The 21,476-nt window shown below is 56.5% G+C and carries 19 protein-coding genes; 11 read left to right on the top strand and 8 right to left on the bottom strand.

Annotated elements, in window-relative coordinates; all coding sequences use genetic code 11:
• Positions 1 to 207 precede the first annotated feature (207 nt).
• Together LCM31_RS14625 and LCM31_RS14620 are read left to right on the top strand one after the other, a co-directional pair.
• The gene (locus tag LCM31_RS14625) at positions 208 to 2,229 is read left to right on the top strand and encodes a di-heme-cytochrome C peroxidase (protein WP_224871268.1); all 2,022 of its coding nucleotides are present in this window, start codon (positions 208 to 210) and stop codon (positions 2,227 to 2,229) included.
• Positions 2,226 to 3,551, top strand: a complete 1,326-nt coding sequence (locus LCM31_RS14620; protein WP_224871266.1) for a catalase family protein — start codon at positions 2,226 to 2,228, stop codon at positions 3,549 to 3,551. The genes LCM31_RS14625 and LCM31_RS14620 overlap by 4 nt, the downstream gene beginning before the upstream one ends.
• Here the strand turns inward: LCM31_RS14620 and hda are convergent.
• A complete protein-coding gene (hda, locus tag LCM31_RS14615; protein ID WP_224871264.1) occupies positions 3,541 to 4,275 on the bottom strand; it encodes a DnaA regulatory inactivator Hda in 735 nt (244 codons plus the stop codon). The two genes, LCM31_RS14620 and hda, sit on opposite strands and share 11 nt — an antisense overlap.
• 5 nt (positions 4,276 to 4,280) lie before the next feature.
• Positions 4,281 to 5,375, bottom strand: coding sequence for a DUF2066 domain-containing protein (locus tag LCM31_RS14610; RefSeq protein ID WP_224871262.1), 1,095 nt, complete (start codon positions 5,373 to 5,375; stop codon positions 4,281 to 4,283).
• A gap of 300 nt (positions 5,376 to 5,675) precedes the next feature.
• Between LCM31_RS14610 and purM the strand changes: the two genes are divergently transcribed.
• The 9 genes from purM to LCM31_RS14565 all read left to right on the top strand — a co-directional run bounded on the left by purM (position 5,676) and on the right by LCM31_RS14565 (position 16,482).
• Positions 5,676 to 6,737 (top strand): phosphoribosylformylglycinamidine cyclo-ligase, encoded by a 1,062-nt coding sequence (gene purM / locus LCM31_RS14605; protein WP_224871261.1) that lies wholly within the window; start codon positions 5,676 to 5,678, stop codon positions 6,735 to 6,737.
• Positions 6,738 to 6,743: 6 nt separating this feature from the next.
• Positions 6,744 to 7,409, top strand: a complete 666-nt coding sequence (gene purN, locus LCM31_RS14600) for a phosphoribosylglycinamide formyltransferase (protein WP_224871259.1) — start codon at positions 6,744 to 6,746, stop codon at positions 7,407 to 7,409.
• A 70-nt stretch (positions 7,410 to 7,479) separates the two neighbouring features.
• Positions 7,480 to 8,265, top strand: coding sequence for a DUF3108 domain-containing protein (locus tag LCM31_RS14595; protein WP_224871257.1), 786 nt, complete (start codon positions 7,480 to 7,482; stop codon positions 8,263 to 8,265).
• 235 nt (positions 8,266 to 8,500) lie between these two features.
• On the top strand, positions 8,501 to 9,967 hold the full coding sequence (locus LCM31_RS14590; protein WP_224871255.1) for an OmpP1/FadL family transporter: 1,467 nt from the start codon (positions 8,501 to 8,503) through the stop codon (positions 9,965 to 9,967).
• Positions 9,968 to 10,728: 761 nt separating this feature from the next.
• On the top strand, positions 10,729 to 12,105 hold the full coding sequence (locus LCM31_RS14585) for a CmpA/NrtA family ABC transporter substrate-binding protein (protein WP_224871253.1): 1,377 nt from the start codon (positions 10,729 to 10,731) through the stop codon (positions 12,103 to 12,105).
• A gap of 121 nt (positions 12,106 to 12,226) precedes the next feature.
• Positions 12,227 to 13,216 carry an ABC transporter permease gene (locus tag LCM31_RS14580; protein WP_157520374.1) on the top strand — a complete coding sequence of 330 codons (990 nt, stop codon included), beginning with the start codon at positions 12,227 to 12,229 and terminating at the stop codon, positions 13,214 to 13,216.
• Between the two features lie 41 nt (positions 13,217 to 13,257).
• Positions 13,258 to 14,136: an ABC transporter ATP-binding protein gene (locus tag LCM31_RS14575; RefSeq protein WP_224871251.1), complete on the top strand. Its 879-nt coding sequence runs from the start codon at positions 13,258 to 13,260 to the stop codon at positions 14,134 to 14,136.
• A 142-nt stretch (positions 14,137 to 14,278) separates the two neighbouring features.
• Entirely contained in the window at positions 14,279 to 15,502 is a 1,224-nt protein-coding gene (locus LCM31_RS14570) for an alginate export family protein (RefSeq protein WP_224871249.1), read from the top strand.
• A 152-nt stretch (positions 15,503 to 15,654) separates the two neighbouring features.
• The gene (locus tag LCM31_RS14565; protein ID WP_224871247.1) at positions 15,655 to 16,482 is read left to right on the top strand and encodes a type IV pili methyl-accepting chemotaxis transducer N-terminal domain-containing protein; all 828 of its coding nucleotides are present in this window, start codon (positions 15,655 to 15,657) and stop codon (positions 16,480 to 16,482) included.
• 13 nt (positions 16,483 to 16,495) lie between these two features.
• Here LCM31_RS14565 and LCM31_RS14560 read toward each other — a convergent pair whose 3' ends face one another.
• The 6 genes from LCM31_RS14560 to thiO all read right to left on the bottom strand — a co-directional run bounded on the left by LCM31_RS14560 (position 16,496) and on the right by thiO (position 21,448).
• Positions 16,496 to 16,801 carry a c-type cytochrome gene (locus LCM31_RS14560; protein WP_224871245.1) on the bottom strand — a complete coding sequence of 102 codons (306 nt, stop codon included), beginning with the start codon at positions 16,799 to 16,801 and terminating at the stop codon, positions 16,496 to 16,498.
• Between the two features lie 214 nt (positions 16,802 to 17,015).
• A complete protein-coding gene (locus LCM31_RS14555; protein ID WP_224871243.1) occupies positions 17,016 to 17,780 on the bottom strand; it encodes a HesA/MoeB/ThiF family protein in 765 nt (254 codons plus the stop codon).
• 23 nt (positions 17,781 to 17,803) lie between these two features.
• Positions 17,804 to 19,351: a thiamine phosphate synthase gene (gene thiE, locus LCM31_RS14550; RefSeq protein WP_224871241.1), complete on the bottom strand. Its 1,548-nt coding sequence runs from the start codon at positions 19,349 to 19,351 to the stop codon at positions 17,804 to 17,806.
• Entirely contained in the window at positions 19,348 to 20,157 is an 810-nt protein-coding gene (locus tag LCM31_RS14545) for a thiazole synthase (RefSeq protein WP_224871239.1), read from the bottom strand. The genes thiE and LCM31_RS14545 overlap by 4 nt, the downstream gene beginning before the upstream one ends.
• A gap of 2 nt (positions 20,158 to 20,159) precedes the next feature.
• On the bottom strand, positions 20,160 to 20,360 hold the full coding sequence (gene thiS, locus LCM31_RS14540; protein ID WP_224871238.1) for a sulfur carrier protein ThiS: 201 nt from the start codon (positions 20,358 to 20,360) through the stop codon (positions 20,160 to 20,162).
• Entirely contained in the window at positions 20,360 to 21,448 is a 1,089-nt protein-coding gene (gene thiO, locus LCM31_RS14535) for a glycine oxidase ThiO (protein ID WP_224871237.1), read from the bottom strand. Before thiO ends, thiS begins: the two co-directional genes overlap by 1 nt.
• Positions 21,449 to 21,476 lie beyond the last annotated feature (28 nt).

Here is a 21,476-nt window from a genome sequence, read left to right as displayed (position 1 = left end):
TTCTTCCCTCTTCCTTGCACTCTTTTTACATTTCTTGGGCACCTTAAGCGGTAGCACGCCCCTTTTCTCCCTTTCCCCCCTTTTCCCCTCTTTTATTTCCGTTGGCGCAATTTACAATGTGTGGCTTTGCGGTCGCGCTCTGCACTTCGCTGATACGCCGCCACCGCCGAAGTACAACTCGATTGCTCTCACTGGGAATACACGCAAATGGATTTTCGTCGTCTCAAGTTACCCCTTGCCCTGTCTGCTATTTGCGGGCTCACTCTGACCGGCTGCACCCTCGCGCACAAGTTCTTTGAACCCAATATCACCGAAGAAAATATTTCTGAAGTGCGCTATCTGGACCAGGGGTGGACGGACGAAGACCGCCAACTGTTTTACAACACTCCACAGGGAACGGAACTGCAGGGGCTGCACTTCGAGTGGCTGCAGGCACTGGAGCAACCATTTTCCAAAGAAAAGCTGGCCAGCGAAGAAAACATGCGTGGCTGGGGTTTTATTATCGACCCCACCTTCAGCCCCAAATCCAACGCTGGCAGTATTTACCCGGTAGGTATGGGCAGCCACACCAATATCTTTGACGATTCCGAGCGCCTGGACCTGGGCTGCGCCCTGTGCCACACCGGTGAACTGCACTACAAGGGTACCGCGCTGCGCGTAGATGGCGGCCAAGCTATTCACGGCATGTCCACAAGTGCCCCCGGGGAATTCATTTTCTCCCTGGGTGCCACCACACTGGAAACAGCGTTCAATCCCCTGAAGTGGTCGCGCTTTGCCGATGAAGTCGCCGGCGATGATAAACAGGCACGGGCACAGCTAAAGCAGGATTTTTCCGCATACCGCAAACGCTTCTTTGAATTCGCCAAAGGCCCGGGGCGCGATGCAAACTTCCCGGTGACCGAAGGCCGCGGCCGCACCGATGCGGTGGGGCGTATCGGCAATGTGGTGTTCGGCTACAACCTGAATATTGAAGAGAATTATCAGCCGGCAGATGCACCGGTGAGCTACCCGTTTTTGTGGGACATATGGCGTTTTGACTGGGTGCAATATACCGGTTTTACCAACCAGGCCATGGCGCGCAACGTGGGCGAAGGCCTCGGGGTGATGGCGCCGGTAAAACTGGTGGACGAAGAAGGGAACCTACTTCCCGAGGGCGAATTCGGCCAAACCACCATCGATGTGAAGGGTATGCATTGTGTGGAAACCACCCTGCGCAAACTGCGGCCGCCCAAGTGGCCGGAAGATGTGTTGGGTGAAATTGATATCGCTCAGGCCAGCGAAGGCAAGGAACTGTTCGCCGATCAGTGTGCCCACTGCCACGGCCCGCACCCATCCAAGCCATACCAGTGGGCGGTCGCCGCCAAGCCCGGTGACAACCCCGGCAAGCAGCGCGACGTAAACTGGCAGTGGGATATGTCGGGCCAGATCAGTTATGACGAGCAAGACCACCCGCTGCGCGAAGACTGGCGCGAGTCCATCTGGGCGGTGCCCTGGATTGATGTGGAAGTGATCGGAACCGACCCCACCGCAGCGAACAACTTTGTCGATCACACCTACGACCCAGGTCCACTGGTGGCCAAAAATCCAAACGACCCGGACGACACCGTTAACCGTCGTGTGAATGCCGGTGACGGATTGCAACTGCTCATCAATGAACTGGTGCCGGTGCTGTACGAAAACAGCGGTATATCCAGCGACGCCAATGGCATCGCCGATTACGACGGGCTGAATGTGCCCTTCCGCATCGTCAATAAAGCCGCGTACAAGGCCCGCCCATTGCACGGTGTCTGGGCCACCCCGCCCTTCCTGCATAACGGCTCGGTGCCCACTATTTATGACCTGCTCTCACCGAGAGAGGTCCGCCCGGTACGTTTCGGTGTCGGCCACCGGGAATACAATCCACAGAAGCTGGGCTATATGACCGAGATGCGCCGCGGTAATTTCGAATTTGATACCACGCAAAAAGGTAACAGTAATAGCGGCCACCAGTTCACCGATGCCGACGTGCCCGGGCGTATCGGTCGACGCTTCAAGGAGGGCGAACGACTGGCACTGCTGGAGTACCTGAAGGTGATGGGCAATCCGGACTTCTCGGAACGCTTAGGTGGCGACCCACAAAACTGGGATCAATACCCGGAACCGCCGGCCAGTGCCATCGGCGACCAGGCGTGCACCCCCTTCCGCCACGATGCGGCACCGCAACTTGCCAAGAGCGAGGTAACACGATGAGGTTACTGCGCTCCCACAAAGGTATTACTGCACCAATACTCGCCGCGATGTTTTGCGCGTCCACAACATTATTCGCTTCCGCTAAAGAAACTGCGCATGAAGTGAAGCCTGCCAAGCTGGATACGTTGGGAATGGAAATCTCCGCCGCCGAGCAGGCCGCCATTGCGTCGGCAATTCAATCGGCAAGGGAAATTTCTAAAGCAGCGCACGCGCTCAACAGCCCGCGCTACGGGAACCACTACCGGAGAGACGCCCACGCCAAAGCCACCGGTTGCGTGCGCGCGGAATTCGAGATCAACGGCGATATCCCACCGCGCTTCCGCCACTCCATTTTCAGTGAACCCGGCCGCAGTTACCGTGCGTGGATTCGCTTCTCCAATGGCGACATGCAGGTACAGTCCGATGGAGAAGGTGACGCCCGCGGTATGGCGGTGAAAGTGATGAATACCCCGGGCACGCCCATTGCGCCGGAACTGGCGGATGCAGGCAGCACCAACCAGGATTTCATCATGACCAACATGCCGGCGTTTTTTAATCGCAACATTTTCGATTACGCGGACAATATGCAGTACCTGGCGAAGATGGATCGCGGCGGCTGGTTTATGGGCCTATGGCCGCCGCGGCTTCACCCAATCGAAACCCTGCGTGCCTACCAGACCGTATCCTCGACCATCAATAACCCGCTGGATGCGCAGTACTTTTCCATGCTGCCCTATCGATTGGGGAATACCCCGGTAAAATTCTCCTCACGCCCCTGTCCTGGCAGCCGCTACCCTGTCACCGTTCAGCAGAGTGACGACAATTTTCTTACCGAGCAGATGGCCGACACCCTGAACACAGGCAGTGCCTGCTTCGAATTTATGCTGCAACCAAAAGTTGTAGGGGCGAGCGAGGCAGACATGCCGCTGGATGACGGCACCGTGATCTGGCAGCAATCACAATCTCCGTTTATTCCCGTGGCCCGCGTACATATTCCGCCACAGGAATTTACCGGCGAGGCCCAGCAGGCGTTTTGTGAAAACCTGTCGATGAACCCCTGGCGTGGCGTTGGCGCGTGGGAGCCACTGGGCAGCCTGAACCGGGCGCGCCGACTGGTATACAACGCGGTTTCCCAGTTTCGCCATCAGCGCAATGACGCACCGCGAGCGGAGCCGGGCAACTGGTGTTTGAACAGGGGCGATCAAGCCTGCGACGAATCCCTGGGCTTGCGCATTCGCAAGCCGCGCTGGCCGCTACCGCGGTGCTTCGATGGGCACTTCCGCCCGGAGGATGGCAGTGAGGTCAGTAGCCAGTGTGAAGGCTACGGCGCGGTCAAATATTAAGGACCTGCTTGACGAAAGGGATGGTGACCTTGCGCTGCGCCTGTAAAGAGGCGCGGTCGAGCTGTTCCAGGCAGGCAAACAGGGCGCGGGTATCCCGCGGCGCGCGGTGCAGGATGTACTGGGCCACATCCTCTGGCAGGTCGAACCCGCGCAGCTTGCTGCGCTGGATCAATGCGCCCAGCTTGTCGCTGTCGCTCAGGGGATGCAACTGGAAGGTGAGGCCCCACTGTAGGCGGGACTTCAGGTCCGCCAGGGTAAGATTCAGACCGCGCGGCGACTGCCGGGCACCCAGCAACAGCTGTCGGCCGCTATCGCGCAGGCGGTTGTATAAATGAAACAGCGCGGTCTGCCAATGTGCGCGGCCCTCGATCTCCTGCAGATCATCGATACATACGAGATCCAGATTCTCCAGCCCTTCGACAATCGGCTCCGGGTCGGCGTGAATAAGATCCGTCAACGGCAGGTACTGAAAACGGCGCCCGGTGGCCTCGGCCACCTGACAGGCAGATTGCAGCAAATGCGTCACCCCGCTGCCAGACTCGCCCCAGAGGTACATTGCCTGTTCCGGACTCTGCCCACTGGCAAAGGCCTGCAACATACCCACCACCTGACGATTGCCATCGTCCGGCGACTGGAAAAAGTTGGCAAAGGTGGCGTCGTCGCGCAGGGAGACCCCCAAAGGGAGCTGCTGCGGCACACCACCGGATTGACTGCTACCTGCCACGAATCTTACTGCCAGCTGTATCGCAATGGATTCTGCGCACTGCCCAGCGGCGCGCGGTAGCCGGAGAGATCGACCAGTCCGTCGTCGCGAGCCGACTGCAGGTTGCGGTTCAGGGAGAGGACATTCTGCAGGGTTTGCAGCTGGGTGCTGGTGGTCAACGCCAGGGTCAGGCGGTCGCCATTCACGGCGAGCACGTCTGCACTGCTGACCTGGGCCAGGCCCTGCAGGTAGGAAGTCGCCGCGGAGTACTGGGCGAAGCTGCGGATACCGGAGATTTCCACCAGCACCGCGCTGGTTACGCCAGTATCAGAGCTACGCACCGCATAGCGCTCTGCCAGCAAATTGGCCGCGCCGTTCACACCGCGCAACGCCACTTCTTCCATGGAACTACCGCTGGCATCAAACGCATAGCTGCGACCACCGTGGATCAACAGCCAGTTGGCTTGCCAGCGCTGGCTGGAAGTCTGTAGCAGGCGGCCCATCAAGGTGGCATCGGGGCGGTAGCGCACGCCGGCACGCTCGGCGGCACCTTCGTCCTGTGCCCACAGACTGCCCAGCGGCATGCTGCGCTGGTCGTTCAAATCCATGACGGGAAAGTCGAGAGGTAGCCCGCGCTCCATGGCGAGACCGTCAAGCAGGCCGAACAGCTCCGGGTAGTCTTCCTGGCGCAGGGCATCGCGTCCGCCCTGCAGGGTATCCACCGCCATCCACACCAGGGTGCCCGGGCGATTGTTGGGCCACAGCGGCAATTGCAGTTTGTGCACAAGGTCGCCGACCGCCTGCGGGTCAAACGCCAGGTTCAGGTACAGCTGGTTGCCATCACTTTCGTAGCGGTAGCTCTGCACCAGCTTCTGGGACTGTTTGAGTACCGGACCAATCTTGGGATTGTTGGCAATTTCCAGATCGCCGGTTACCCGGATAAATACTCGCTCCAGGGCACGCGCTGTGGCGCTAGCGCGGTCACTGGCACCGCGGCTGGCAACCGCCTCACTGACATCGTAGAGGTCTGGCATGACGCGGGCAGACGCTGGCAGGGCTAGTAATACCGCCAGCATGAAAGCGAAACAGAGTAATACCCGGGGGGTTATGATCGATGGCATTGGCTCGCGGTCCCCTTTACCTCTTTATATGTCACAGACACTCTTTAGTCACAGACGTTAATACTGGTCCAGACATGTTATTACATATCAGACGCACATTTGGTCGTCATCCCTCAGCAGAATTCGCTGCCTAGGGGGGCAATCTCGCAGTGCGTTCCCACGCCGAAGACGAACCTCGGCATTCAATTACCGGCTATTGTATCAGTGTCGGCTGTTTCTCCCAGCCTTCAGTTCGCACATTCAGGTAATTTTCTACTAGAATACGCGCCCTTCTTATCTAGGCCCTTATCAGGTTGAACCATGAGCGACTCCAAGCCCAACTCCTCCACAAGCCCTTCTCTCAGCTATAAAGACGCCGGTGTCGATATCGACGCGGGTAACGCTCTGGTTGAGCGTATCAAGCACGTGGCCAAGCGCACCACGCGCCCGGAGGTCATGGGCGGTCTGGGGGGCTTCGGCGCCCTGTGCCAGCTGCCCAGCGGCTATAAAGAGCCGGTACTGGTATCCGGCACCGACGGTGTCGGCACCAAACTGCGCCTGGCCATGGATCTGGGCATCCACGACAGCATCGGTATCGACCTGGTCGCCATGTGTGTGAATGATCTGGTAGTAGCCGGCGCTGAGCCGCTGTTCTTCCTCGACTACTACGCCACCGGCAAGCTGAACGTCGACATCGCCGCCGATGTGGTCACCGGCATCGGCAAAGGCTGTGAACTGGCCGGCGCGGCACTGGTGGGCGGCGAGACCGCCGAAATGCCCGGTATGTACGAGGGCGAAGACTATGACCTCGCAGGCTTCTGCGTGGGCGTGGTGGAAAAGTCCGAAATTATCGACGGCAGCAAGGTTAAGACCGGTGACAAGCTAATTGGCCTCGGCGCCTCTGGACCGCACTCCAACGGCTACTCCCTGATCCGCAAGGTGCTGGAAATCAGTGGTGCCGACCTGAATAAGGACCTGGAAGGCAAATCCCTGGCCGAATCCCTGATGGCGCCGACCCGTATCTATGTGAAGAGCCTGCTCGCCCTGATGAAGGAAGTACAGGTAAATGCACTGAGCCACATTACCGGTGGCGGCCTGCTGGAAAACCTGCCGCGCGTACTTCCGGACAACGCCCGTGCCGTTATCGACACCAAGAGCTGGGACCTGCCCCCGGTATTCCGCTGGCTGCAGGAAGCCGGCAACATCGAAAGCCGCGAGATGTACCGCACCTTCAACTGTGGTGTGGGCATGGTGATCTGCGTTCCCGCTGAGCAGGCCGACAAGGCCGTTGCCAAGCTGCAGGAACTGGGTGAAGACGCCTTCATCGTCGGCAGCATTGAAGCCGCCGACGGTGGCGAAGCGGTTGAGCTGGCGGGCCTGTAATCTTATATGTCTGCCGACTCTTCCTCCCCTACACGCAAGTGTCGCGCCGTCGTCCTTATTTCGGGCAGCGGCAGCAACCTGCAGACGTTCCTCGATGCGGCGGCAAACGCGGAATGCGAATACGCCGTTGAAGCTGTCATCAGCAACAAAGCCGATGCCTACGGACTCACCCGCGCGCAAAACGCGGGTGTGGCAACTGAGGTTCTGAGCCACAAGGGTTTTGCCGACCGCGACAGTTTTGACCAAGCCATGGTCGAGCTGATCGACAGCTACGAACCGGACCTCGTAATACTGGCCGGGTTTATGCGCATCCTTACCCCGGACTTTGTACGCCACTACAGTGGACGTCTATTGAACATTCATCCATCTTTGCTGCCAAAGTACCAGGGCCTGCACACGCACAAGCGTGCACTGGAGGCTGGCGACGATGAACACGGCGCCACCGTGCACTTTGTCACCGAGGAGCTGGATGGCGGTCCTTCTATTTTACAGGCTGCCGTCCCCATCGAGGCCGGTGACACGCCCGAGGTGCTTGCACAACGGGTGCTGGTGCAGGAACATAAAATCTACCCGCAGGTAGCCCAGTGGTTTGCCCAGGGGCGTCTTCGTATGATCGGCGACCGCGCCGAATTCGACGGAGAACTATTACCTCGCAGCGGGTTGCGGTTGTAAGGCCGGAACAACTTCCGGCCTGAGAGCATCCATATCGATGGAAGTCCAATAACAGGCCGGAGGTTATCTCTTGAATCGTTGCGCCCGCATTATTCGTTCTATTGCGTCTACTTCTCTCCGTTTACCTTTATTTACTATCGTACTCACCTCCTTCCTGCTGGGCAGCCTGACGACTGTTGCCGAGACAAGCGCACAGCCTGCGGCACCCCGCGTACTACTTCCCTTCACTGCCACCTACGAAGCCAAGTTCAGCGGCTTTGCCGTCAAGGCGGAACGCACACTCAGCGGCAACCCGCAAAGCTGGCGCCTGGATTTCTCCGCTCACTCCATGTTTGCAAAAATCGAAGAGTACTCCCGCTTTGCACAAGAAGGGCTGCGCCTGATACCACAGCACTACGATTATCAAAAATCCGGCCTCGGCCGCGATCGGCACACTGCGCTCAGCTTTGAAGATGACGGCAAGCGTGTCGTGAATATTTACAACAAGTCCCGCAGCATCGAAAAAGCACCGGAAAATATTCAAGACAAGATAAGTTATCAGATGCAATTGGCCATTGACGTTGCCAATGGCAAGCAACCTTTGAAGTATCTGGTGGCCGATGGAAAAAAAATTCGCGAGTACGAATTTGAAGTGGCAGGCAAGGAAACCGTCAAAACACCGATGGGCGACATCGAAACAATAAAGGTGCAACGCATTCGCGACGAAGGTGCACAGCGCGCCACAAACATATGGTTCGCGCCTGAGTGGAACTATGCACTCGTAAAACTGATGCAACGCGAAGAAAATGGCAAAAGCTACCAGATCACCCTGACAAAATTACTCATTGATGGCAAAGAAATTTCCAACAAAAAATAATTTTTAAAACTTTCCCACACTCTCCAAAAAAATTACGTCAAAGCGTAGATTTTTCCGCAATTCGTCTCTATAAAGACGCCGCATTTATCTAGTAGGTAAATTTGACACTGCTAGACTCCATCTACTAGGAACATGTTTGCTGCATGCAAACTTTTTCCGGAATAGATTCTCAGCCAAGTTTCGGAGTGGGCTTCCACACCAACTGGCATTCATTTCAGTAATTGAGTGGGACCTCATGAACACTAAAACTCTGCGTAAAGCCGCATTAGCCGCAGCGATCTGTTCCGTAACCGCCGGTACTTATTCGAGTGGTGCATTTGCAGCTGGTTTCGCCCTCCAGGAATCCAGTACCTCCGGTTTGGGCCGCGCGTTTGCCGCGGAAAATGCCATTGGCGATAACGCCGCCATTCTGGCACGTAACCCGGCAGGTTCTGCGCTGTTCAATGAAATGGCTTTCTCCGTAGGCGTGACCTACGTAAACCCGGAAATTGATGCCGCGGGCAACACCGACTATTACCTGCTGACCCAGCAAGGCCCTGTGCTGGCAGCGTCTGTTTTCGATAAGGCAGACGATTACGCCAGCTCCGCGTTTGTGCCTAACGCCTATCTGGCGATTCCGCTGGACGACTGCTGGTCATTCGGCATTGCCATGAATACCGACTACGGCCTGGAAACCGACTTCAACTCCAGCTGGCCGGTAACACATATTGCCGACAAAACTGAACTGCTGTCTGTCACTATCGCACCATCCGTTGCATTTGACTTCGCCGACCAGTTCAGTATCGGGCTTTCTGCGAACTTCCTGTATGGCGATGCCACACTGAAGACGAAGGTGCCGAACAATTTCGTACTGGAAGATGCTGCCGAGCAGCTTCTGGGCTTCCCCGTCTCCAATGCCAAAATCCTCGATGCCGATGGCGATGACTGGTATGTAGGGTGGAGCATCGGCGGCTTATGGCGCAGTAAGGATGGCCACACCCACGTGGGTGTTTCCTATCAGTCCGAGCTGCGTCCAGAAATCGACGCGGACGTAAACTCCGATCTACTGCCCTCTTTTGTCGATGGACGTCCATTTGACAACGAGCGCGCGCGACTGACTCTGGACCTCCCCGACACTCTGGAAATCGGTGTCTACCACCGCTTCGATGAGCACTGGGGTATCGCCATGGGCGCTCTGTGGACCGACTGGGACGACTTCGAGCGCCTGCAGGCGTTCTTCCCGGATCAGCGCGTCAACGACGAGCTTGTAGACCGCTACAACCCGCTGCTGATCAAGGAAGAAAACTTCCAGAGCGGCTGGCGTTACAGCCTGGGTGCCGAATACTACCCATGTGAAGAAATCACCTGGCGTGTAGGCTATGCCTATGACAATGGTGCAGCCCGCGACGGCTTTAACGAAGATGGCCGCATCGAATCCGCTGCTGTGGGCCTGAATGGCGGCCTGGGTCTGCCGGTAACCTGGCGTACCCTGTCCATCCCGGACGCCGATCGTCAGTGGGTTACCTTCGGCGGTACCTACAAGTTCAACGACCAGCTGAGCGTCGACGGTGGCCTGGCCTACCTCTGGGGTGACGACGAGCCCATTAAGGAGTTCCAGGCCCTGCCGCTGACTCCAGACATCGGCCTCGGCACCTACTTTGACGGTGGCACCACCAACCTGGAAGCCTGGCTGGTAGGCGCATCTCTGAACTACAGCTTCTAATCCCTCGATTAGAACTTGAAAGTTCAAAAGGCCGGGTGGCAGCACCCGGCCTTTTTTATTCCCAGTTAAAACGCCTCGAGCCAGCCCACCCCGGGATGTGCAACGATTAGGCACTCGCACCAAAACAATCCCACCCGCGCACCGTTTGTGCCCCTCCACGATCAACAGCCTGCACCAAATCTATCCCCGCATTCGCTCCCCTGCACTGAAACGGTCGCCTGAGCCAAACCGGCCAAAACCCCAAGTACACATAACGTCTGACGCAGTGGCGCAGCATTCCCTTTAACTCAATCGCCTAAAAAATTGGGCAGGCAGCACTCTGCTGCCAAATAGTTTGCGGCGCATTCAGTTCAGTAAGCCCAGTAAAAACAAGGACTTTGAACGGATGCGAGTAGTTCCTTACCCCAAATATATCCTCCCCAAAAACCACCAAATTTCCGACTGGATAAACATACCGTGGGAAAAGTTGGCACGGAGTCTGCAACGGTCAGGGTGAGCGCGTAATTAACCACGCGCACCAGAAATGACCGGCTGCTCACATCCAGCTGCCAGTCAACGAGCTACCGATAGCTCAGAAAAAATTAGTCAGACAAGGCACCTCGGTGCTTGTCTTTGAGCAGAGGCGCTCACCGATCCCGTCAAAAGTAACGGGCAGTCGGTGAGCGCTTTTTTTTGGCCTGAATTGCAGTCACCAGATTCATTGGCCACTCAATACAGAGTTTTACAACTACATCGCTGACAAAACTTGGAGCAAACTAACCATGACCTGGAACAAGCCATTTAAAACTCTTGCAGCGTCTCTGGCGCTGACAGTGGGCTTCAGTATTTCGCCTGCTACCGCCGAGGAGCTCGGCTACCCGGAAAAAGAAGAACTGACGTTTGGCTTTATCAAACTGACGGATATGGCCCCCATCGCCATTGCTTACGAAAAAGGCTACTTCGAAGATGAAGGCCTTTATGTAACCATCGAAGCACAGGCCAACTGGAAAGTATTACTGGACGGCGTAATCGATGGGCGCCTGGACGGCGCCCACATGCTCGCCGGTCAGCCAATCGCCGCGACCATGGGCTTCGGCACCAAAGCCGAGATCATCACCCCCTTCTCCATGGACCTGAACGGTAACGGCATCACCGTTTCCAATGCCATCTGGGAAGAGATGAAGCCAAACATCCCCAAGCAGGCGGATGGCAAGCCGGTACACCCGATCAAGGCAGACGCGCTGAAGCCGGTTGTTGAAAAATACAAAGATGAAGGCAAGCCCTTCAACATGGGTATGGTATTCCCGGTATCCACGCACAACTACGAGCTGCGCTACTGGCTCGCCGCTGGTGGTATCCACCCGGGCTACTACGCACCGCACAAGGGCGACATTTCCGGCCAGATAGATGCAGACGCCCTGCTTTCCGTAACTCCACCACCGCAAATGCCAGCCACTCTGGAAGCCGGCACCATCTACGGCTACTGCGTAGGTGAGCCATGGAACCAGCAGGCAGTATTTAAAGGCATTGGCGTACCAGTAGTAACCGACTACGAAATCTGGAAAGACAACCCGGAAAAGGTTTTCGGCATCACCAAAGAGTTTGCTGAGAAATACCCCAACACCACCGTTCGTGTTACCCGCGCTCTGATTCGCGCCGCTATGTGGTTGGACGAGAACAACAACGCGAACCGCCCGGAAGCGGTAAAGATTCTCTCCCAGTCTAACTACGTGGGCGCTGACTATGACGTAATTGCCAACAGCATGACCGGTACTTTTGAATACGAGAAAGGCGATAAGCGCGAAGTACCAGACTTCAACGTGTTCTTCCGCTACAACGCGACCTACCCCTACTACTCCGACGCTATCTGGTACCTGACTCAGATGCGCCGCTGGGGCCAGATCTCCGAAGACAAGCCTGACGACTGGTACAAGGAGTTGGCAGCCAAGGTTTACCGCCCTGACATTTACCAGGCAGCCGCCAAGTCCCTGATTGAAGAGAAGCTGGCTACTGCAGCGCAATTCCCAGACTTCGAAACCGAAGATGGCTTCCGCAACCCGCAGACCCACTTCATCGACGGTATCGTCTACAACGGCAAAGAGCCAAATGCTTACATCGAGAAATTCGATATTGGCCTGAAGTCCGGACAAAAACTGTAATCAAGCCTCGAAAAGCACTGGCCTGCCGAACAGGCCAGTGCCTACCTCAAAACAATAAATTTTTCAGGCTTCTGTCTAACGCTCAACCCTAACGCTCAACTCGTGTGCTGAGGTAACAGGAATGAATACCGCTACTGTAATCGCCACAAAATTCAGCGGCCTAAAGCTGCCGCAACTGGACGGAACCTTTTTCAGCAATGCCATCCGACTGGTGGCACTGCCCGCCGCAGGCATACTCGCTTTCCTGCTGCTGTGGTCCGTCACTGCACAAAATATTGATACATCATTGGGTAAGTTTCCCGGTCCCGCTGCAGTCATGGAGCAGTTCAATGCCCTGCATGATGAGCACCAGCGCTCCCGCGAAAAAGAGCAGGCCTTCTATGAGCGCCAGGAAAAGCGCAATGCGGAACGTGTAGCAAAAGACCCAAACTACCAGCCCAAAATCCGCGCCTACACAGGTAAAGAAACCTTCTTGGATCAGATCATTACCAGTCTGGTAACCGTCATGAGCGGCTTCCTGCTGGCAGTAGCTATCGCCATTCCACTGGGTATCACCATTGGTTTGAGCCAGGCGCTGAACAACGCAATCAATCCGATCATTCAGATCTTCAAGCCGGTATCGCCACTGGCCTGGCTGCCGCTGGTGACCATGGTGGTCTCCGCACTGTATACGTCGCCAGACCCACTGGTAGCCAAATCGTTTCTGAATTCACTCATCACAGTAACCTTGTGCTGCCTGTGGCCAATGGTTATCAACACCGCGGTCGGTGTTGCCGGTATTGATAAAGACTTGGTGAATGTGAGTAAAGTACTGCGCCTGCCCGCCCTGCGACACGTGCAAAAAATTGTTCTGCCAGCCTCCGTACCCATGATCTTTACCGGCATGCGTCTCTCCCTCGGCGTGGCCTGGATGGTACTGATTGCCGCGGAGATGCTCGCGCAGAACCCCGGCCTCGGAAAATTCGTATGGGACGAGTTCCAGAATGGTAGCTCCGACTCTTTGGCCCGCATCATGGCCGCAGTACTGGTCATCGGCTTGATTGGCTTCCTGCTCGACCGCGGCATGCTGGCACTGCAAAAGCTGGTTTCCTGGGACAAAACAGCGAACTAACCCCGGCACCAGACGAATCAATTTTTAAGGAGAACGAGACAATGAGCGTACTTCTGGACATTAGCCACATCGACATGGAATTCCCGACCCCGAAGGGTCCGTTTACCGCCTTGCGCGATGTGGACCTGAAGATTGCCCAGGGCGAATTCGTGTCCCTCATCGGCCACTCCGGCTGTGGTAAATCAACAGTCTTGAATGTTGTGGCGGGCCTTTATCAAGCGACCCGGGGCGGCGTCATCCTGAGCGGCAAAGAAGTAACCGAGCCAGGCCCGGAGCGGGCTGTCGTATTCCAAAACCACTCTCTGCTACCTTGGCTTACCGCGTATGAAAACGTGGAGCTGGCGGTAAAGCAGGTATTTGGTAAAAACAAATCCAAAGCTGAAATGCGCGAATGGATCGAACACAACCTCGATCTCGTTCACATGAGCCACGCCATGCACAAACGGCCGGATGAAATTTCCGGTGGTATGAAGCAGCGAGTCGGTATCGCCCGTGCTCTGGCCATGCAGCCCAAAGTTTTGCTGATGGACGAGCCATTTGGCGCACTGGACGCACTGACCCGTGCCCACATGCAGGACTCGCTGATGGAAATCCAGGCGGAACTCAATAATACCGTCATCATGATCACCCATGATGTGGATGAGGCGGTACTGCTTTCTGATCGCATCGTAATGATGACCAATGGCCCGGCCGCCACCATCGGTGAAATTCTACAGGTGGACCTGGAGCGCCCGCGCCATCGCCTGGAACTGGCAGATGACCCTCTCTACAACCAATACCGGGCCAAGGTGCTGAAGTTCCTACACGAACGACACAGTAAACCGGACGTGCCGACCAAGAAATCCGTACCGGCCAAGCCAAATACTGCACCAGCGCAAACAGCCGGGGATATCAAAGAAACCGTCGATAACGCGGCCTGAATCCGCCTTGTAACAGCAAAGAAGTTTCGCTTTCCCGCCCAGGCTTTTGCAGTGCCTGAGTGGGAGCCCAAAAGTTAACACGCGGTAACGTTTCCTCAGGGCAATCACCAAACACTTTTACTCTCCTTGATAGGAACACAATATGAAAAACCAAAAACCTTCCATTCAACCGCTTCTGACCAAAAACCTGCTGGTTCTGACCATGGGTGCCCTGATTGCCTCACCGGCATTCTCTCAGGAAATGACCGAAGAAGAGGCCCCGCAAGTTGCAAGCTTTGCCGATGCCCTGGCGCAAGCCGACGTCACTCTGGGCCTGCGTGCACGCACCGAAATGGTAGACGTTGATGGCGCTGACGTTGATCTCACCAGCCTGCAAACCCGACTGACCTTCTCTTCTGCCTCTTACGAAGGTTTCAGTACCCTGGTAGAAATGGACGATGTCACCCACATCACCGATTTTGAAGGCGGCGTTGCCGATCCGGAAGGCACCGAAGTAAACCAGGCGTACATCGCTTACGCTACCGGCGACACCAGTGTGAAATACGGTCGCCAGCGCATCTTGCTGGACAACCAGCGCTTTGTTGGTGGCGTAGGCTTCCGTCAGAATGAGCAGACTTACGACGCCTTCAGCGTAACCAATACCAGCCTGGAAGACACCACCTTGTTCCTGGCTCACGTAAACAACGTGAATCGTATTTTTGGTGAAGACAGCCCGCTCGGCGACCACACCAATGACACCTACCTGCTGAACGCAAAATATGCAGGCCTTTCCGCGGGCACCCTGAGTGGCTATGCCTACCTGATCGACAATGAAGATGCCATCCACTTCTCTACCGATACTTACGGTATGCGCTTTGCCGGTGGCCAGGGCGGTCTGAAATATGCGCTGGAATACGCCACGCAGTCCTCCGCAGCGGATAACCCGGCCGACTACGATGCCGACTACCTGCTGGCAGAAGGCAGCTACCAACTGGGTTCCGTGAACATTGCCGGCGGCTACGAAGTATTGGGTGCTGATGGTGCCGACGGCCAGTTCATCACCCCGCTGGCCACTCTGCACAAGTTCCAAGGCTGGAATGACAAGCTTCTCGGTGGTGGTACCGGCAACATTGCCGGCGGTGTTGAAGACGTTTACCTGTCTGTCGGCACCAGCCTGGGTGGTGTGAAACTGGCTTTCAACTACCACCAGCTAAGCTCCAATGACAGCGGCGTATCCGGCATGGACAAACTTGGCAGCGAAGCCGGTTTCCTGGTTGCAGGCAAGCTGGCCGGTGTAAACCTGAGCATGAAGTACAGCAACTACAGTGCGGATGACTTCAGCGTAGACACCGACAAACTATGGCTGACCGCTGCAGCTAAATTCTAAGACGGCCTTTCAGGTGGCTCCGTATGCTCAACATGGATGCGGAGCCCACCTTTGATTTGACTATTGGGTTCATACCCACACGTTGAGCACTTACCCGGCCGCAAGGCCGGGGCTTTTTCTCCCAATCAAACCTCCGATTCAGGAAAGTGACTATGAAATTCGCTTTATCCCTGATCCTGCTCGTTATTTTCAGCGGTGCCGAACTCGCGGCAAGTGCAGACCCCGAGTACGCGACGTCAACGCCAGGATTCAATATGGGCGATGCCATCAACATCGCCGGCAGGCAGCGCATGCTTTCGCAGCGCATCACCCAAACCTATATCCTGCAGGGTATTCAGCCTTCCGTAGAAAAGCACCGCCAGGTATTCGAGCGTTCGATGTCGGAGTTTGAGCGCAACCTGAACCAGCTGGCGAACTTTAAACCGGCAGCACCGGTAATCAGTACGCTGAGGTTGGTACAGGAGGAATGGAAAGGCTTCGCAGAAATTGCGCGCGAACCCGTGAGCAAGTTCAACGCGGCAGAGCTATTTCGACGCAGTAATACGCTGCTACCCGCTGCACACACCTATGTAATGCGCCTGCAGGCACTGGCTAACCACAGTAGTGCCGAACTGGTGAACGTTTCCGGCCGCCAGCGCATGCTGTCCCAGCGCATCGCAAAGAATTATGTAGCCCAATACTGGGGTGTGGCGGGCAGCGAGGGCACGCGCTTACTGTACGAGGACCTCGCGGAATTTGAGCAGATGCTGACCTTCTTGCTGGACAGCCCGCTCAATACCACCGAAATTACCCGCAACCTGCTGAAGACCCAGGGGCACCTGAGTTATGCCAGCCGCGGGTTCGATGGGGAGATGCAGATGTCAGAGTCACGCCAGATCCATGTGATTACCGGCACCACCGACATTATGCTGCGCAATATGAATGTAATTACGGGCCAATACGCAGACCTGCTCAATGCAGTAGAAGTAGCAGCCCGCTAACCGAGACCGGGGACTACTTGGGGCTTGCCATATGTTCAATCAGCGCCACGTAGTCCTCATCGGTACAGCTAAAGCACAGGCCTGCGGGAGGCATCGCTTTGAAGCCATCCCGTGCATGGGCAACAAGCGTATCCATACCTTTCGCCATACGGGGTTTCCAGGCCTCAACATCGCCAGTCCGGGGCGCGCCTACCAAGCCTCTCTCGTGGCAGCTGCCACAAGTCTGCTGATACATTTCCAGATGCTTTTGGGAAACCTGGCCCGGTTTCGCTTTGGCTGCTGGCTGGCTTGCCGTCTCAGTGCCCCCCGACGTGGCCATTTCCTCAGCCACAATTTTCTGACCTGCAGTCTGAGTTTCGGCCGTCGGCGTTTCGGCGCTGGGTGTAGACGCTTTTTCACTACAGCCCAATGCAAAAATACTGAGTGCGAAGACTGCTACAACGCGAGGAAGTGAGCGGGCAAGAGAACGGGGCAGAGGATGATTCGACAAGAGGAACTCCCTATCATTATTAGGTATTCCTCTTTTTTACTGGTTATCCGCACACGGGGCAAGTACTGTTTTTTGACAGCCCGAGGGAGCGCCACTCAAGGCTGGCGGCTTCGAACAGCTGTAATTGATTCAAGCTGGTTAGCGGCAAGCCCACAATAGACTTGATTGCCTCCAATGCTTGAGCGCTGCCAATCATACCCAACGCGGGCCCAATCACCCCAACGGATGCGCAGTTTTCGGCCTCGGGTAAATCAGTTGTATCGCTGGGCGGCGGAAACAGGCAGGCATAGCAGGGCGAATCTGAATGGCTAAAATCAAAGCTGACCAGCTGCCCGGAAAAGCCCCGCACCGAGGCCATCACTACCGCCACCTTTTGCGCCCGGCACACGCGATTGATGGTGTGGCGAATATTCAGGTTATCGGTACAGTCGAGCACCACGTCAAAGTCCTGTTCGGACAATAACGAAAACAGCCAGTCTTCATCCGCCATACGGCTGTGGGCGTGCACGCGGATTTCGGGGTTGGTTGCAGTCAATTGCTGCGCGGCAACCACAGCCTTGTCCTTATCGCGATGATTGGTCTTGTACAGCACCTGACGCTGCAGGTTGGAAATATCCACCTGATCGCCATCCACCAGATGTAATTCGCCGATACCAGCAGCAGCAAGATACAGGGCTGCGGGGCTACCCAGACCACCCAGCCCGACAATCAGCACACGCGCCGAGCCCAGCTTTTGCTGACCAGCCTCACCGATTTGCGGCAACATGATCTGCCGGCTGTAACGCTGTAGTTGTTTACGACTTAACACGGGCTCGACTCCAGTCAACCGGACTATTCAATGACGGCGCGCAGCTGCGCCACTGCGGCTTGATAATCGGGCGCCTGGGTAATCGCGGTAACCACAGCAATACTGCCGACACCGCTCGCCACAATATCCGGCGCGCGTTCCACATTGATTCCACCAATCGCCACCAGCGGGTAATCTGGCAGAAGCGCGGCCATACGTGCAAGCTTTTTCAGCCCCTGCAGCTGTCCGCTCATATCTTTGGTGCTGGTGGCATAGATGGCCCCCGTCGCCAGATAACTGGGACGGTACTGCCAGGCATACAGCATTTCAAAAAAACCGTGGGTACTGATACCTAGCTTCAACCCCGCACGCTGAATCGCCTGCAGATCGGCAGCCTGCAGATCTTCCTGCCCCAGGTGCACACCGTAGGCACCACACTCGATCGCCAGCTGCCAGTAATCATTGATAAACAGGCGCAGATCAAATTCTCGGCCAATGGCTACTGCGCGTTCAATCTGCTCACGCAGGTCCTCGCCAGGATTCTTGATGCGCAATTGCAGTGTGCGTACGCCTTCGCGGGCCAGCTTTTCGATCCACGCCACCGTTTCCACAACCGGATACAGCCCCAGGCGGGTGGAATCCAGCTGGGCAAATTCAGCCGCATAGGTTTTAGCTGCGGCAGCGTCGAAGGCTGCGTAGTGTTTGGCTCGTTCGCTGCCAGCGACAAGAATTTCCGGAAAGTCCTGCAGTGTACACGGCCAGCCGCAGTGCCCTACCGGCCCCGGTCCTTCACCAATATGCGCGCTATTACCCAGGCGCAATCCACGACGCACATAGGCATTGGCTACCACACAGGCGTCTTTGAGTGGATACCCTTGCGCAAGTAGCGCGGCGATGGCAGAAGAATAGGTACAGCCGGTGCCGTGGGTATCGCGGGTATCAATTTTCTTGCCGATCAACCAATCGCTACTAATGCCACTACCCGTTGTGACACACAGAAGGTCTGCGGTGGTTCCCGGCTCGATATCAAAGTGTCCACCGGTAGCCACCAGTGCAATCTCATAGGTCTCGACGAGCGTTTGCGCGGCGATCAAGATATCGCCGGCACTGCCTATCTCAGACGACACCAACCACTCCAATTCCACACGATTGGGAGTGAGCACATCACACAGGGGTAACAGCTCGCTCAACACCGCCGCGCCAGTGTTTTCTTCGGTCATTGATACACCGCTGCTGGCAACCGCAACCGGATCGTACACTACAGGTACTTGGTGGCCGCTAGCTCGCAACACACGCAGAAAGCTCGCCACAACGCGAACCTGCGCAGTATTGGCTAACAAACCGATTTTGAGGGCTGACGGTGGCAGATCAGTGAGCAGCGCATCCAGTTGTGATTGCAGAGCGGATTCGGACACAGCATTGATAGCGGCTACTGTCAGCGTGTTTTGCGCGGTAGTTGCGGTAATCGCGCTACAGCCGTGGGCACCGAGATTCTGAAATGTCAGTAAGTCGGCCTGAATACCGGCGCCGCCGCCGGAATCACTGCCGGCAATCGTCCACACTATAGGGCGGGCTTGCCCAGCCTCGCTCATGCGTTTTCTCCCACGGTCACGGTTTGCTGCCAGAACGGCATATCCAGAGTCGGTGTACTGGGGCTGGCGGTCTGACGCTTGAGCATCAGGCCGGCGTTGCGCGCAGCACGCCCCGATTCAATGGCCAGTTTGAACGCCTGCGCCATCAGTACCGGGTTCTGGGCTTTGGCGATAGCAGTGTTCAACAGCACCGCATCAAAACCCATTTCCATCGCTTCACCGGCCTGCGACGGTGCGCCGATACCGGCATCGATAATCAGGGGAACATCCGGCAGGCGTTCGCGCAGAGTCTGCAGGTTGTATTTGTTCATCAGACCGCGGCCAGTGCCAATGGGGGAGCCCCAGGGCATCAGCACTTCACAGCCAACATCCAATAGCTTGCGACACACCACCAGGTCGTCGGTGCAGTATGGGAGTACGTTAAAGCCGCGCTTGACCAGCTCGCGCGCCGCTTCGATCAAACCATAAGGGTCGGGCTGCAGATTGTAGTCATCACCGATGACCTCCAGCTTGAGCCAATCGGTAGCGAAGATTTCGCGGCTCATTTCCGCCAGAGCAATCACTTCTTTTGGCGTCTTGCAGCCGGCCGTATTCGGCAACAGCTGACAACCGGATTCCTGAATGTAATCCCAGATCATTTTTCCCTGCTGCTGCTCCGGATTCTGGCGGCGCAGGGACAGGGTAATGATTTGCGAGCCTGATGCATGCACCGACTCGCGCATGACCGCAGGCGATGGGTAAAGTGCGGTACCTACCAGCAGGCGGCTATCGAACGCTTTGCCGTACAGTTTGAGTGTGTCCATCATGCTTAGCCCCCCACCACTGGCGCGACGATATCCAGCTGGTCACCGGCGTTCATGGTTGTTGCGTCATAGGTCGCGCGGGGAACGAAGTCACCATTCACCGCCACCGCAAAGGTTTCACCGGTGTAACCAAGCTGCTGCAACAGCGCGGCAAGCGAAACGCCGTCATTCAAATTTATGCTCTCGCCATTGACCAGTAATTGCATCAGGTCACCTGTTCCGTTGCTTGAGTTTCTTGAATTAATAGGGACAATGCGTCTTCGACCCGCAGCACCAGCGCCGGCGCCAGTAGATAGCCGTGGCGAAAGAGACCATTTACGCGAATCAGACCGGGCGTACTTTCCACAACGGGAAGATTGTCCATGGTGGCCGGCCGACAGTTCACGCGGGTTTCAATCACACGCGCTTCGGCAAACGCCGGGTGGATCGAGTACAGCGCGCTGGAAAGCTCCATACTGGAACGCAGTGAAATCGGGCTCATATCTTCGCTCTCGATCTCGGTGGCACCGATCACCGTTTGATTGTTGTCCCGGGGTACGGCGTAAAGCTGGTAGCGCGGGTGCAGTAAGCGCACCGGGCGCTGCAGCTGTACCTCTGCGGTTTCCACTACCATCACTTCACCACGCACTCCGCGCAGGCCCTGGATAGCGTCTTTAGCACCGAGGCCACGGGCGTCAATCACCAGATCAAACGCTTCACTACCGCGCGCCGTATGCACTTCGTTCGGCGCACATTCGACCGCAGTATGCTCGTGTAGCCTTACCCCATTTTGCATCACCGCCTGCAGCAATGCCGGAAGCAGCTTGCGGTTATCCACATCCGCTTCCGAGGCTAAAAACAGGCCCTGCTCGAAGCGATCCAGCTCCGGTTCCAGCGCATTCAAGCCACGACTATCGAGCCAACGCAACTGATCATCGCCGGCGCCACCCAATTTGGCTGCAAGTTCCTGCTGAAATTGCAGCAATTCACTGCGGTCCTGCGGGTGGGCAACCAGCACGCTGCCGGACTGACGATAATCGACGCACACCCCCACTTCCTGTTCGAGCCGTGCCACCCATTGCGGCCAGTATTGCAGACTGCACATACCAAGCTCGTAAATGGGGAGTGGACAGTGAAACAGCTCGGCGAGTGGGGAGATCATGCCGGCCGCGGTGTAACATGCACCCGAGGGGTTATCCAGGCTGCCGGTGTCAAATAGACTGACACGATAACCCGCTGTGGATAATCGCCAGGCCAGCAGGCGCCCCATCAAACCGGCGCCTGCAATTGCGATACTGAATTCAACGTGTGCCACAACTTCCTTCCGAACCGACAAATTGGGG

Source organism: Microbulbifer agarilyticus, assembly GCF_020171345.1.
Taxonomy (GTDB): Bacteria; Pseudomonadota; Gammaproteobacteria; order Pseudomonadales; family Cellvibrionaceae; genus Microbulbifer; species Microbulbifer agarilyticus_D.
Note: the sequence above shows the minus strand (reverse complement) of the source record. Positions and strands in the feature narration are given on the sequence as shown.